The following is a 14,178-nucleotide window of genomic DNA, read 5'->3' as shown; positions in this document are numbered from 1 at the left end:
CCGACCCGGGCTACCGTGGGCGAGGTGCGACGGATCCTGCCCCTGCTGATCGGCCTGCTGGTGCTGGCCAGCTGCACTGAGGAGGCGGAGAAGGCCGCGCGCACGCCGGACGCGGCGGAGTCGGTGACGCCGTCGCCGACGCAGGCTCCCGAGGACGAGACTCCGCAGCCTCGGTCGCCGTGGTCCCTGCCCTCCCTGATGGACGACGAGCTCACCAGCGAGCGGCCGAGACGGCTACGCGTCTCGGTCGACGACCCGGCGTACACCGAGTACGAGGTGCGCTACCGCAGTGGCGACCTGCGGGTCTCCGGGGTGCTGCTGATCCCGACGGGGAAGGGGCCCTTCCCCGGGGTGGTGCTCAACCACGGCTACATCGAGCCGTCGGTCTACGCCACCGGCCAGGGGCTGAGCCGGGAGCAGGACTACCTGGCCCGTCAGGGCTTCGCGGTGCTGCACACCGACTACCGCGGCCACGCCTCCTCCGACCCCGCCGGCGACCTGGACCGGGAGACCCGGCTGGGCTACACCCGCGACGCGATCAACGCCGTGCACGCCTTGGCCGCCGAGCCGAAGGTCGACGGCGAGCGGATGGCGATGCTGGGCCGCTCGATGGGGGGCGGGGTGACGATGAACGCGCTGGTCGCCCAACCCGGCCTGGTCGACGCCGCGGTGCTCTACGCCTCGGTCAGCTCGGACTACCTGGACAACCTGCGACGGTGGACGGTGCCCGAGCGGCCCGAGGCCGCGCAGCGGCTCTTCGACCGGTTCGGCACGCCGCAGGAGGCACCCGGCTTCTACGACGCCCTCTCGGCCCGCAGCTACTTCGACCGGATCGACGTCCCGGTGCTCTCCCACCACGGCACCCTCGACGACTCCTGTCCGCTGCCGTGGGCCCGGACCACCCACCGGCTGATGCGGCGGGCCGGGGTCCGCAGCACCCTCGAGGTGTACGACGGGGAGCAGCATGCGTTCGGGCCGCAGTGGACCGACTCGATGGAGACCACCGTGGCGTTCCTCCGGCGGCACCTGAGGAGGTGACCGGGGCCCGGGTACAACGGCCCTTCCCTGCCTCCCGGCGGGAGGGGACGTTGGAGGCACCGATGCCCATCACGTCGGGGGAGGGCTTCCCATGGCCGACAGGAGCGCCACGGATCCGGAGGTGTCCGGCCGGGCCTGGCTGATGCTGGCGCTGGCCACGATCGGGTTCGCGGTCAACTTCTGGGCGTGGGCGCTGCTCAGCCCGTTGGGCCCGAAGTTCCGCGACTCGGGCTCGCTGGGCGACCTGACGGAGTCCGACGTGGCCCTGATGGTGGCGGTACCGGTGATCGTCGGCTCCTTGGGCCGGATCGTCGTGGGCGCGCTGACCGACCGCTTCGGCGGCCGGGTGATGTTCCCGCTGGTCTCCGCCGTGACCATCGTCCCGATCCTCTTCATCGCCTACGTCGCCATGGACTCCTACGTCCTGCTGCTGGTCGGGGGCTTCTTCCTCGGGATCGCCGGCACCGCGTTCGCGGTCGGCGTGCCGTTCGTCAACGCCTGGTTCCCGCCCGAGCGTCGAGGTCTGGCGGTGGGCATCTTCGGCGCGGGCATGGGCGGGACGGCGATCAGTGCGCTGACCACGGTGCAGCTCTACGACGAGCTGGGGGAGAAGGCGCCGTTCCTGATCACCGCCGCGGTGCTCGCCGTCTACGCCGTCGTCGCCTGGCTGCTGATGCGCGACGCCCCGGGCCGGACGGTGCCGACCACGAGCCTGATGACGCGGCTGGTGGCCAACTCCAAGCTTCCCGTCACCTGGCAGACCTGCATCCTCTACGCGGTCTCGTTCGGCGGGTACGTCGCCTTCTCGGTCTACCTGCCGGCGTACCTGAAGAACGCCCACGGGCTCACCGCGGCGGACGCCTCCAACCGGATGGCCGGCTTCGTGGTGGTCGCGGTGGTGATGCGGCCCGTGGGCGGCTGGCTCAGCGACCGGTTCGGCTCGATCCCGGTGCTCGCCGGGGGGTTCGCCGTGGTCATGGTCTGCGCGGCCATCGCCGCCGGCAACCCGCCCCTGGAGAGCGTCGGCACGATCGTCTTCCTCGCGATGGCAGCGGCACTGGGGTCCGGGAGCGGTGCCACCTTCGCGCTGATCGCCCAGGTCACCGAGCCCGCGCGGGTGGGCGGGGTCACCGGGCTGGTCGGCGCGGCCGGCGGGCTGGGCGGGTTCGTGCCGCCGCTGATCATGGGCTACGTCTACGGCCACACCGACTCCTACGCCATCGGCCTGTGGCTCCTGGCCGTGACCGCGGCGCTGACGCTCGCGCTGACCCTGACCGTGGTCCGCCGCACCGCGGCGGGCTCCGCCGACGCACCGGCGACCGAGAGGCAGACGACGTGACCACCGAACGACAGGCACCGCGACAGGCACCGGGGCTCGACGGTCCCCTGACCGAGGCGCTGGTCTCCAGCCGGCGCTTCTTCACCAAGGCCGAGGTCAGCGAGGACCTGCGCTCGATGGAGCGGAAGGGCGGCCGCGGGGCCGACGCCTTCTACCGGGACCGCTGGAGCCACGACAAGGTGGTGCGCTCCACCCACGGGGTCAACTGCACCGGGTCGTGCTCGTGGAAGGTCTACGTCAAGGACGGGATCATCACCTGGGAGACGCAGCAGACCGACTACCCGAGCGCGGGCGCCGACCGTCCGGAGTACGAGCCCCGCGGCTGCCCGCGCGGCGCGGCGTTCTCCTGGTACACCTACAGCCCGACCCGCGTCCGGTACCCCTACGTGCGGGGCGTGCTGCTGGAGATGTTCCGCGCCGCGAGGGCCGAGACCGGGGACCCGGTGCTGGCGTGGGCCTCGATCGTCGAGGACCCCGAGCGCGCCCGGCGCTACAAGTCCGCCCGCGGCAAGGGCGGACTGGTCCGCGCCACCTGGGAGGAGGCGGCCGAGATCATCGCCGCCGCGCACGTCCACACGGTCAAGCGCTGGGGGCCGGACCGGATCGCGGGGTTCTCGCCGATCCCGGCGATGTCGCCCGTCTCGTACGCCTCCGGCGCCCGGTTCCTCGAGCTGATCGGCGCGCCGATGCTCTCCTTCTACGACTGGTACGCCGACCTGCCCAACGCCTCGCCCCAGATGTTCGGCGACCAGACCGACGTCCCGGAGTCCGGCGACTGGTGGGACGCCGGCTACCTGTTCATGTGGGGCAGCAACCTCCCGGTCACCCGGACCCCGGACGCGCACTGGATGGTCGAGGCCCGCTACCGGGGGCAGAAGGTCGTGGCCGTCGCCCCGGACTACGCCGACAACGTGAAGTTCGCCGACGAGTGGGTGAACCCGGCACCCGGCACCGACGGGGCCCTGGCCATGGCACTGGGCCACGTGCTGCTCAAGGAGTACTTCGTGGACCAGCAGGTCCCGTTCTTCGCCGACTACGACAAGCGCTACACCGACCTGCCGTTCCTGGTCACGTTGGAGCCGGGCGGAGTCGAGGGCATGTGGCGGCCGGGCAAGTACCTGGTCGCCGGTGACATCGACCACCCCGAGGGCGGGTCGGAGCACGCCATGTGGAAGCCCGCGGTGATCGACGCGGGCACCGGGGAGGTGCGGATCCCGCGGGGCTCGGTGGGACATCGCTACGGGGACGAGGGCCAGGGCCAGTGGAACCTGGACCTCGGCGACATCGACCCCGCCCTGACCATGTACGACGGCAGCCGGGAGAGCGTCGAGGTCGAGCTGGCGCGCTTCGACTCCGCGGACGGCAAGGCGTCCTACCAGCGCCGCGGCGTCCCGGTGGCCCGGGTGGGCGAACGGCTGGTCACCACCGTCTTCGACCTGCTGCTGGCCCAGTACGGCGTGGCCCGCGACGGACTGCCCGGCGAGTGGCCCACCGGGTACGACGACCCGTCGGTGCCGGCGACCCCCGCGTGGGCCGAGGAGCTCACCTCGGTGCCCGCCGCCCAGGTCACCCGGCTGGCCCGGGAGTGGGCGCAGAACGCGATCGACACCCGGGGCCGCGGGATGATCATCATGGGCGCCGGCGTCAACCACTGGTTCCACGCGGACCAGATCTACCGGGCGATGCTGATGCTCACCACGATCACCGGCTGCCAGGGACGCAACGGCGGCGGCTGGGCGCACTACGTCGGCCAGGAGAAGGTCCGCCCCCTCACGGGGTTCCAGCACGTGGCCTTCGCGCTGGACTGGCACCGCCCGCCGCGTCACATGAACCAGACCGCCTACTGGTACGTGAACAGCTCGCAGTACCGGTACGACACCTTCGACGCCGACGACCTCGACGCCGGGACCGGAGCGTTCGCCGGCCGCGGGCTGATGGACCTGCTCGCCCAGTCGGTGCGGCTCGGCTGGACGCCCAGCTACCCGACGTTCGACCGCAGCAGCCTGGTGCTGGCCGACGAGGCGGCGCAGGCGGGGCTCGAGCCTGCCGACTACATCGTGCGCGAGCTGCGCGAGGGCCGGATGCGCTTCGCGGTCGAGGACCCCGAGCACGAGGCCAACCATCCCCGGATCCTGAGCCTGTGGCGGGCCAACCTGCTCGGCTCCTCGGCCAAGGGCAACGAGTACATGCTGCGGCACCTGCTGGGCACCGACAGCGCCGCGACCGCGCGGGAGGCGTCGCCTGAGCAACGCCCGCGCGACGTCGTGTGGCCCGAGACGGCGCGCGAGGGCAAGCTCGACCTGCTGATGACCATCGACTTCCGGATGACCAGCTCGACGATGCTCTCCGACGTCGTCCTCCCCGCCGCCACCTGGTACGAGAAGCACGACCTCAACACCACCGACATGCACCCGTTCGTGCACTCGTTCAACCCGGCCATCTCCCCGCCCTGGCAGACCAGGACGGACTGGGACGCCTGGAAGGCGATCGCCGCGCGGTTCTCCGAGCTGGCCGTGGACCACCTGGGCACCCGCACCGACGTCGTGGCGAAGCCGTTGTGGCACGACACCCCGGAAGCGTTGTCCACCGTGCACGGGGTGGTGCGGGACTGGCGGACCGGAGAGACCGAACCCGTCCCGGGACGGACCATGCCGGTGCTCGCTGTCACCGAGCGCGACTACCCGGCCACCTTCGAGAAGATGACCTCTCTGGGCCCGCTGCTGGAGAGCAAGGGGATGGCCACCAAGGGAGTGGCCTACGAGGCGGAGCGGGAGGTCGAGATCCTCCGCCGGCGCAACGGAGTGGTCCGGACCGGGGCCGGGGCCGGCCAGCCCCGGCTGGAGACCGACGTCCAGATGGCCGACGCCATCCTGCACCTGTCCGGCACCACGAACGGGCACCTGGCCACCCGCGGGTTCCGGTTCCTGGAGCAGCGCACCGGGAAGCCGCTGGCCGACCTCGCGGCCGAGCACGAGGGCAAGCAGGTCACCTTCGCCGACACCCAGGCCCAACCGGTGTCGGTGATCACCTCGCCGGAGTGGTCCGGGTCGGAGAGCGGCGGGCGGCGCTACAGCCCGTTCACGACCAACATCGAGCGCGGCAAGCCGTTCCACACCCTGACCGGGCGCCAGCAGTTCTACGTCGACCACGACTGGTTCCTGGCGATGGGGGAGGCGCTGCCGGTCTACCGGCCACCTCTCGACATGACCGGCCTCTTCGGGGAGCCCCGGATCGGCGCCGAGGGGGAGCTGGGGGTCTCGGTGCGCTACCTGACCCCGCACAACAAGTGGTCCATCCACTCGGAGTACCAGGACAACCTGTTCATGCTCTCCCTCTCCCGGGGCGGCCAGGCGATCTGGCTCTCGGACCGGGACGCCGCCAAGATCGGTGTGCGCGACAACGACTGGATCGAGGCGACCAACCGCAACGGCGTGGTGGCGGCCCGGGCGATCGTCAGCCACCGGATGCCCGAGGGCACGGTCTACATGCACCACGCCCAGGACCGGCTGATCGACGTCCCGCTGACCGAGCGGGACCGCAAGCGCGGTGGGATGCACAACAGCCTCACCCGGATCCTGATGAAGCCCAGCCACCTGGTCGGCGGCTACGCGCAGCTGGCCTACGCCTTCAACTACATCGGGCCCACGGGCAACAACCGCGACGAGGTCACGACCATCCGCAAGCGGACGACGAGGGTGGAGTACTGATGAAGGTCATGGCCCAGATGGCGATGGTGATGAACCTCGACAAGTGCATCGGGTGCCACACCTGCTCGGTCACCTGCAAGCAGGCGTGGACCAACCGGGCAGGCACCGAGTACGTCTGGTTCAACAACGTCGAGACCCGCCCCGGCCTCGGCTACCCGCGCCGCTACGAGGACCAGGAGGAGTGGCAGGGCGGCTGGAGGCTCAACCGGCGCGGACGCCTCGCGCTGCGGTCCGGGGGGCGGCTCCGCAAGCTCGCCACCATCTTCTCCAACCCGAAGATGCCCTCGATCCAGGACTACTACGAGCCCTGGACCTACGACTACGAGACGCTCACCAGCTCGCCGGCCACCGACACGTTCCCGGTGGCCCGTCCCAAGTCGCTGCTGAGCGGCAAGACGATGAGCATCCGGTGGTCGGCCAACTGGGACGACAACCTGGGGGGCTCCCGCGAGCACGCCAGCCGCGACCTGATGCTCAAGGGCATCGAGGACAAGGTGCGGCTGGAGTTCGAGGAGACCTTCATGTTCTACCTGCCGCGGATCTGCGAGCACTGCCTCAACCCCTCGTGCGCGGCGTCCTGCCCCAGCGGGGCGATCTACAAGCGCTCCGAGGACGGCATCGTCCTGGTCGACCAGGACCGGTGCCGCGGGTGGCGGATGTGCGTGTCGGGGTGCCCCTACAAGAAGGTCTACTTCAACCACCGCACCGGCAAGGCCGAGAAGTGCACGTTCTGCTACCCGCGCGTGGAGGTGGGCCTGCCGACGGTCTGCTCGGAGACCTGCGTGGGCCGGCTGCGCTACCTCGGGCTCGTGCTCTACGACGCCGACAAGGTGCTGGAGGCCGCCTCGGTCACCGATGACCAGGACCTGTACGCCGCCCAGCGCGGCTGCTTCCTGGACCCGGACGACCCGCAGGTGCGGCAAGCGGCGGAGGAGGCCGGGATCCCCGCCGACTGGGTCGACGCGGCTCGACGGTCCCCGGTGTGGGCCCTGATCAACCGCTACCAGGTCGCCCTCCCCTTGCACCCGGAGTACCGGACAATGCCGATGGTCTGGTACATCCCGCCGCTCTCCCCGGTGGTCGACGTGGTCAAGGACACCGGCTTCGACGCCGAGGACCGGGGCAACCTGTTCGCGGCGATCGAGGCGCTGCGGATCCCCGTGGAGTACCTGGCCAACCTGTTCACCGCGGGTGACGTCGGCTCCGTCGAGGCGGTGCTGCGCAAGCTGGCGGCGATGCGCTCCTACATGCGCGACATCAACCTCGGCCGCGACCCCGACGAGTCGATCCCCGCGGCGGTCGGGATGGACGGGGAGACGATGTACGAGATGTTCCGGCTGCTGGCCATCGCCAAGTACGAGGAGCGCTACGTCATCCCCACCGCGCACGTCGAGCAGGCGCACGCCCTGGAGGAGCTGGCGACCGAGTGCTCGCTCGACTACGAGGGCGGCCCGGGCATGCACGAGTCGGGCCCGTTCGGCGAGGGGTCTGGCCGCCCCGTGCCGGTGGCGGTGGAGAACTTCCAGATGCTCCGGGACCGGCAGAGCTCGGACACCGTGGCCTCCCCGGACGACAAGGGGCAGCGGGTGAACCTGCTCAACTGGGACGGCAAGGGCACGCCGAGCGGGCTCTTCCCGCCCAAGCCGGACGCCTCGCCGGACCGGCCGGACGCGGGGCTGACGGGCGGCACCGGCGGGCAGGGCAGCCATCCGCCGGGGGACCGGCCGGGCGAGGACTCCGGGCGGGGGCGGGGAGCCTGATGGCGCCGCTGCTACGGAGCCGGAACCGCCCGCCGGCCGGTGTCGACGAGGCGACGGCGTGCGCGACGTGGCAGCTCGCCTCGCTGCTGATCGACTACCCGGACGACGGGCAGCAGCTGGACGTGGTGGACGCCGTCCTCCCGGGGCTGCCGCGGGAGCTGGCCGAGCCCTTCAGCCGGTTCCTGGCGCACCGGCGTACGGCTCCGCTCAACCGGCTCCAGGAGGAGTACGTCGAGACCTTCGACACCCGCCGCCGGTGCGCCCTCTTCCTCACCTACTTCCTGCACGGCGACACCCGCAAGCGCGGGATGGCCCTGCTCCGGTTCAAGCAGACCTACCAGGCCGCCGGGCTGGAGCTCGGCGACCAGGAGCTGCCCGACCACCTGGCGGTGGTGCTCGAGTTCGCCGCCACGGCCGACCCGGTCGCCGGTCGGCAGCTGCTCCTGGACCACCGGGCAGGCCTCGAGCTGCTGCGGCTCTCGCTCACCGAGCTGGGCTCGCCGTGGGCCGACGTGGTCGTCCCCGTCTGCGCCACGCTGCCCGCGCTCGACGGGGAGGGGATGGAGCTGGTGCGACGGCTGGCCGAGGAGGGCCCGCCCGAGGAGGAGGTCGGGATGACGCCGTACGGGACGCCGGGGTTCGACGCGGCGCTGACCGACCCGCGACCGTCGGGCACGGTCGACCTCGGGCTCCCGGGGTTCCCCGCCCCGGCCGGTGGGAGAGGAGCCTGACCATGGACCAGTTCCTGTGGGTCGTCGTCCCGTACCTGTGCCTGGCCACCTTCGTGGTGGGCCACTTCTGGCGGTACCGGTACGACAAGTTCGGCTGGACCACCCGGTCCTCCCAGCTCTACGAGGACCGGCTGCTCCGGCTCGGGTCCCCGCTCTTCCACTTCGGGATGCTGGGGGTGGTGGGCGGACACATCATCGGCCTGCTGGTCCCGCGCTCGTGGACCGAGGCCGTGGGGATCGGGGACCACGCCTACCACTACATCGCGGTGGGTGGCGGCCTGCTGGCCGGCGTCGCGACCGTCGTGGGGCTGGTCATCCTGATCTACCGCCGGCGCACCGTGGGGCCGGTCTTCCGCGCCACGACGCGGATGGACAAGGTGATGTACGCCTTCCTCGCGCTGGTGATCGTGCTGGGGATGTGGAACACCGTCGCGGGGTCGATCTTCACCCTGGGCGGGGAGTACAACTACCGGGACGGCGTCTCGGTCTGGTACCGCTCGTTCCTGGCCTTCGACCCGGACGCGTCGCTGATGGCCGAGGCGCCGTTCGGCTTCCAGGCGCACGCGCTGGTGGCCTTCGGGCTCTTCGCGCTCTGGCCGTTCACCAGGCTGGTGCACGTGTTCTCCGCGCCCGTGGGCTACCTGACCCGGCCCTACATCGTCTACCGCTCGCGCGACGACGTCGGCTCGGCGCACCGGCCGCGTCGCGGCTGGGACGAGCCGGTCGGTCGCTGAGGGCTGCCGCCTGCGGGCTACAGCACGCCGCGCGGGCGGAACTGCACCGAGATCCTTGGTCCCGCGTGCGCCTGCTTGGGCACGGCGTGCTCCCAGGTGCGCTGGCAGGAGCCACCCATCACCACGAGGTCGCCGTGACCCATGGTCACCGCGATCGACTCGCCGCCGCCGCGCGGCCGGAGCATCAGCCGGCGCGGGTCGCCGAGGGAGACGATCGCGACCATCGTGTCCTGGCTGCGCCCCCGGCCGATCCGGTCGCCGTGCCAGGCGACCGAGTCGCGCCCGTCGCGGTAGAAGCAGCACCCGGCGGTGGTGAACGACTCGCCGAGCTCGGGCCGGTAGTGGGCGGTGAGCGCCTCGCGGGCCTGGACCAGGGCGGGGTGCGGGAGGGGTGCGCCGGCCCCGTAGTGGTGCAGCAGCCGCGGCACGTCGACCACCGCGTCGTACATCTCCCGGCGCTCCGCGCGCCAGGGCACCTCGGCGACCATGGTGGCGAAGACCTCGTCGGCGCCCCCGAGCCACTCGCGCTGGACGTCGATCCAGGCGCCGGCGGTGAGCTGACGGCGGGTCGGGTGCAGGGCCTCCGGCCCCGGTTCGGCGGGTGCGAAGAGGGTGGACTGGAACTCCATCCTCCGAGGCTATCGAACAGGCGTTCGACCCACAAGGCCGTGCGCGTCCCGTGCGCCGCTCACGATTCGGCCATCCCGGTGGCGCGCGGCTTGACCGACGCGGGAGGGTAGGGCCATGACCGCACTCCCCGGGGCCTCCGTGACCCGCCTGCCCAGGCGGGGCAAGGCGGCTGCGCGGGTCAAGGACCTGACCAAGAGCTACGGCTCCGGGCAGGCCCGGGTGCAGGCGCTGGCCGGGGTGAGCCTGGACCTGTGGGAGGAGCAGTTCACCGCGGTGATGGGCCCCAGCGGGTCCGGCAAGTCGACCTTGATGCACTGCTGCGCTGCCTTGGACACCGGCACCTCGGGGGAGGTGTGGGTGGGGGACCGTGAGCTCAGCGGGCTCGACGACGGCGAGCTGACCGCGCTGCGCCGCGACGAGATCGGCTTCGTCTTCCAGTCCTTCAACCTCGTGCCCACCCTGACCGCGGAGGAGAACATCCTGCTGCCGCTCTCGATCGCCGGCCGCAAGCCGGACCGCAAGTGGTTCGACGTGGTCATCGACACCGTCGGGCTCCGCACCCGGCTGCGGCACAAGCCCAACGAGCTCTCCGGGGGCCAGCAGCAGCGGGTGGCCGTGGCGCGGGCCCTGGTGAGCCGGCCGCGGATCGTCTTCGCCGACGAGCCGACCGGCAACCTCGACTCGCACTCCGGGGCCGAGGTGCTCGAGCTGCTGCGGCGCAGCGTCGACGACCACGGCCAGACCGTGGTGATGGTGACCCACGACGCGGTCGCCGCTGCGTACACCGACCGGGTGGTCTTCCTGGCCGACGGCCGGATCGTCAGCGAGCTGCACGAGCCCGACCGCGAGCAGGTGCTCGCGGTGATGACCCGGATGACGGCGCCGGGCGCCGGCAGCCACTGACCCGAGCGGTTCCCGGGATGCTGCGCGCCGCGATCAAGAGCCTGCTCGGGCGCAAGGTGCGCCTGCTGATGAGCACGTTCGCGATCGTGCTCGGGGTCGCCTTCGTGGCCGGCACGCTGATCTTCACCGACACCCTCAACCGCAGCTTCACCGCGCTCTTCGCCTCCACCGTGGGCGACGTCGTGGTCCGCCCCGAGGGAGCCGACGGGCTCACCGGCACCACCCGGACGATCCCGGCCAGCCTGGTGCGCAAGCTGGAGAAGGTCGACGGCGTCGCCCGGGTCGACGGCAACGTGACCAGCTCCTCGGTGATGATCATCGGCGCCGACGGCAAGGCCCTCGGCGGCCTCGGGGCCCCCGGGCTCGCCGGGAACTGGACCGGCGCGCCCGCCGGGCACGGCCTGACCGGGATGGAGATCGTCTCCGGCAGGGAGCCCGAGGGACCGGGGGAGATCCTGATGGACGCCGGCGCGCTGGGCCGCTCCGGCTACTCGGTGGGCGACGAGGTGCAGCTGATCACCACGCTGGACCGCCCGCTGCTGACGCCCACCCTGGTCGGCGTCGTCGACTTCGCCGACGGCGGCTCGCTCAACGGGGCCTCCTGGGTCGGCTTCGAGACCAAGGTCGCCCAACGGCTCTTCCTCGACGGCCGGCCCAAGTTCAACGACGTGTGGGTGAGCGCCGAGCCGGGTGTCTCCCAGGCCGACCTGCGCGAGCGGGTGGCGCCCGAGCTGCCCGGGCGGCTGGAGGCCCGGACCGGGGACGACGTGGCCGACGAGAGCGCCAGCGCGCTGCTGCAGGCGGTCGGGTTCCTCACCACCTTCCTGCTGATCTTCGCCGGCATCGCCCTGGTGGTCGGTGCGTTCCTGATCGTCAACACCTTCTCGATCCTGGTGGCCCAGCGCAGCCGGGAGCTCGCCCTCTTCCGGGCCCTGGGGGCCTCGAAGCGGCAGGTGACCGGCTCGGTCCTGGCCGAGGCCGCGGTGCTGGGCGCGCTGGGTGCCACGCTCGGGATCGGGCTCGGGGTGCTGATGGCGATGGCGATCCGCAGCCTCTTCTCCACCGTCGGGCTCGACCTCTCGGGCCAGGCCCTGGTCTTCCAGACCCGGACGTTCGTGGTCGCCTACCTGGTCGGCGTCCTGGTCACCATGGGCGCCGCCTGGCTGCCTGCCCGGCGCACGTCCCGGATCGCCCCGGTGCAGGCGCTGCGCGACGACGTGGCGATGCCCGAGGGGTCCCTGCGCCAGCGCTTCGGGGCCGGGATGGCCCTGCTGGTCGTCGGCGGCACCACGCTGGCGCTGGGGCTGTTCGCCGAGGACGTCGACAACGGCGGGTGGTACGTCGGTGCCGGCGTGCTGATGATCCTCTTCGGCGTGGTCGCGGCCAGCCCGGTGATCAGCCAGCCGTTCCTCGCCGGGGCGCGGGTGGTCCTGGCCGCGCTCTTCGGCACCGTCGGCAACCTGGCCGGCCAGAACTCGCTGCGCAACCCGCGGCGCACCACCGCGACCGCCTCGGCGCTGATGATCGGCCTCGCGCTGGCCGGGACCATGGCCATCCTCGGGGACTCCGCCAAGGCCAGCGTGGACCGCAGCATCGAGCGCAACTTCCGCGGCGACCTGATCGTCAGCAACACCCTCGGCCAGCCGTTCTCCCCCTCGATCGCGCGGCAGATGAAGAAGGTCAAGGGAGTGCGCGACGTGGTGGCCCAGCGCGTCGTCTTCGCCGAGGTCGGGGACCGGCCGCGCGGGATCGCCGCGGCCAGCGCGGGCGCCCTCTCCGGCCTGCTCGGGATGGAGGTGGTCGAGGGGTCTCTGGACCGGCTTGGCCGCGGCAAGGTGCTGGTCGACACCAGCTACGCCGAGGACGAGGGGGTCAGGGTCGGGGACTCCGTCCGGGTCACCATGAACGGGACGCCGAAGAAGCTGGACGTGGTCGGGGTCTTCGAGGACAACCCGGTCCTCGGCGCCTCGCTGGTGACCAGCAAGCAGACGCTCGTCGCGGCCGGCTACCCGGACCAGGACAGCGTGCTGGTGCTCGACGTGAAGTACAACAACGCGATCGTGCGGGCCCAGGTCGAGGACGTGGTCGCCGACCTGGTCACCGTCACGGTCAAGGACCAGGATGCCTTCGCCGAGGAGCAGCGGGCCCCGATCGACCAGCTGGTCCTGATGATCTTCGCCCTGCTCGGCCTGGCCCTGCTGATCGCGGTGCTGGGCATCGTCAACACCCTCGCCCTCTCGGTGATCGAACGGACCCGCGAGGTCGGCCTGCTGCGGGCGATCGGACTGGGCCGGCCGGCGCTGCGCCGGATGATCACCCTGGAGTCGGTGGTGATCGCCAGCCTGGGCGCGACCCTCGGCGTGGTGCTCGGCGTGGGCTTCGGCATCTCCCTCATCCGCGCGCTGGCGGACCAGGGGCTCGACGTCGTCTCGGTGCCGTGGGACCAGCTCGGGGTCTTCCTGGTGGTGGCCGTGGTGGTGGGTGTCCTGGCCGCTGTCCTGCCGGCCCGGCGGGCCGCCCGGCTCGACGTGCTCAAGGCGATCGCGACCGACTGAGCTTCCCTCATTCGCCGGACGCGGGCGGGGGGCTGCACCTATCGTTCCGCTCGTGGAACAGGCGGTCGAGACGGCGCAGCGCGCGCTCAAGCACGTGGTCGTGCGCGAGTACGTGCGCGACCTGCTCGACGGCGCCGAGCCCGGTACTCCCGCCCCCTCCGAGCGGGAGCTGGTCTCCCACTTCAAGGTGGCGCGGATGACGGTGCGCCAGGCCCTGGACGCGCTGGTGGCCGAGGGGCTGCTGGAGCGGATGCCCGGGCGGGGGACCTTCGTGGCCCGCCCGCGGCGCCGGGCTGCCCGGCTGACCAGCTTTACCGAGGACATGCGCCGGCGGGGGATGAGCGCGGAGTCCCGGACGCTGCTGGCCCGGGTCGAGAAGGCCGGACCCGGGGTGGCGCGGGCTCTGGAGATCGCGCCGCACGCGCCCGTGCTGCACTGGAAGCGGCTGCGCCGCGCCGGCGGGAGCGCCATCTGCCTGGAGGACGCCTACCTCAACGAGGCGATGCTGCCGGGCTTCCTGGCCGAAGGACTGCCCACCAGCCTGTACGACGCCCTGCAGAGCCGCCAGCTCCGTCCGACCTGGGCGGAGGACGCCGTCCAGGCCGACGTCGCCAACCCGGAGGAGGCCGAGCTGCTCGGCCTCGACGCCGGACGGCCCGTGCTGCGCCTGGCCCGCCGCGCCCTGTGCGGCGAGCGGGTGGTGCAGGTCTCCCGCTCCACCTACCGCAGCGACCGGTTCACCCTGCACGTGCAGCTGGGCGACGACACGCCCTGAGGCCTG

The 14,178-nt window shown here is 72.0% G+C and carries 10 protein-coding genes; 9 read left to right on the top strand and 1 reads right to left on the bottom strand.

Annotated elements, in window-relative coordinates; all coding sequences use genetic code 11:
- Nucleotides 1–24 precede the first annotated feature (24 nt).
- The 6 genes from H8838_RS15485 to narI all read left to right on the top strand — a co-directional run bounded on the left by H8838_RS15485 (nucleotide 25) and on the right by narI (nucleotide 9,309).
- On the top strand, nucleotides 25–1,038 hold the full coding sequence (locus H8838_RS15485) for an alpha/beta hydrolase family protein (protein ID WP_224766172.1): 1,014 nt from the start codon (nucleotides 25–27) through the stop codon (nucleotides 1,036–1,038).
- A gap of 91 nt (nucleotides 1,039–1,129) precedes the next feature.
- Nucleotides 1,130–2,377 carry a nitrate/nitrite transporter gene (locus tag H8838_RS15480; protein ID WP_224766171.1) on the top strand — a complete coding sequence of 416 codons (1,248 nt, stop codon included), beginning with the start codon at nucleotides 1,130–1,132 and terminating at the stop codon, nucleotides 2,375–2,377.
- Nucleotides 2,374–6,084: a nitrate reductase subunit alpha gene (locus H8838_RS15475; RefSeq protein WP_185994675.1), complete on the top strand. Its 3,711-nt coding sequence runs from the start codon at nucleotides 2,374–2,376 to the stop codon at nucleotides 6,082–6,084. Before H8838_RS15480 ends, H8838_RS15475 begins: the two co-directional genes overlap by 4 nt.
- The gene (gene narH / locus H8838_RS15470) at nucleotides 6,084–7,844 is read left to right on the top strand and encodes a nitrate reductase subunit beta (RefSeq protein WP_185994676.1); all 1,761 of its coding nucleotides are present in this window, start codon (nucleotides 6,084–6,086) and stop codon (nucleotides 7,842–7,844) included. The genes H8838_RS15475 and narH overlap by 1 nt, the downstream gene beginning before the upstream one ends.
- Nucleotides 7,844–8,575, top strand: a complete 732-nt coding sequence (gene narJ, locus H8838_RS15465) for a nitrate reductase molybdenum cofactor assembly chaperone (protein ID WP_185994677.1) — start codon at nucleotides 7,844–7,846, stop codon at nucleotides 8,573–8,575. Before narH ends, narJ begins: the two co-directional genes overlap by 1 nt.
- A 2-nt stretch (nucleotides 8,576–8,577) precedes the next feature.
- The gene (gene narI / locus H8838_RS15460) at nucleotides 8,578–9,309 is read left to right on the top strand and encodes a respiratory nitrate reductase subunit gamma (protein WP_185994678.1); all 732 of its coding nucleotides are present in this window, start codon (nucleotides 8,578–8,580) and stop codon (nucleotides 9,307–9,309) included.
- 17 nt (nucleotides 9,310–9,326) lie between these two features.
- Here narI and H8838_RS15455 read toward each other — a convergent pair whose 3' ends face one another.
- The gene (locus tag H8838_RS15455) at nucleotides 9,327–9,938 is read right to left on the bottom strand and encodes an alpha-ketoglutarate-dependent dioxygenase AlkB (protein WP_185994679.1); all 612 of its coding nucleotides are present in this window, start codon (nucleotides 9,936–9,938) and stop codon (nucleotides 9,327–9,329) included.
- A gap of 115 nt (nucleotides 9,939–10,053) precedes the next feature.
- Between H8838_RS15455 and H8838_RS15450 the strand changes: the two genes are divergently transcribed.
- The 3 genes from H8838_RS15450 to H8838_RS15440 are packed head-to-tail and all read left to right on the top strand — an operon-like array spanning nucleotide 10,054 to nucleotide 14,172.
- A complete protein-coding gene (locus H8838_RS15450) occupies nucleotides 10,054–10,842 on the top strand; it encodes an ABC transporter ATP-binding protein (protein ID WP_181312609.1) in 789 nt (262 codons plus the stop codon).
- A gap of 17 nt (nucleotides 10,843–10,859) precedes the next feature.
- A complete protein-coding gene (locus tag H8838_RS15445; protein ID WP_185994680.1) occupies nucleotides 10,860–13,397 on the top strand; it encodes an ABC transporter permease in 2,538 nt (845 codons plus the stop codon).
- 52 nt (nucleotides 13,398–13,449) lie between these two features.
- A complete protein-coding gene (locus H8838_RS15440; protein WP_224766170.1) occupies nucleotides 13,450–14,172 on the top strand; it encodes a GntR family transcriptional regulator in 723 nt (240 codons plus the stop codon).
- Nucleotides 14,173–14,178: the final 6 nt, after the last annotated feature.

The sequence above is a fragment of the Nocardioides campestrisoli genome (assembly GCF_013624435.2).
In the GTDB taxonomy this organism is placed as follows: domain Bacteria; phylum Actinomycetota; class Actinomycetes; order Propionibacteriales; family Nocardioidaceae; genus Nocardioides; species Nocardioides campestrisoli.
The sequence above is the reverse complement of the archived record's forward strand: the minus strand, read 5'-3'. Positions and strand labels throughout refer to the sequence as shown.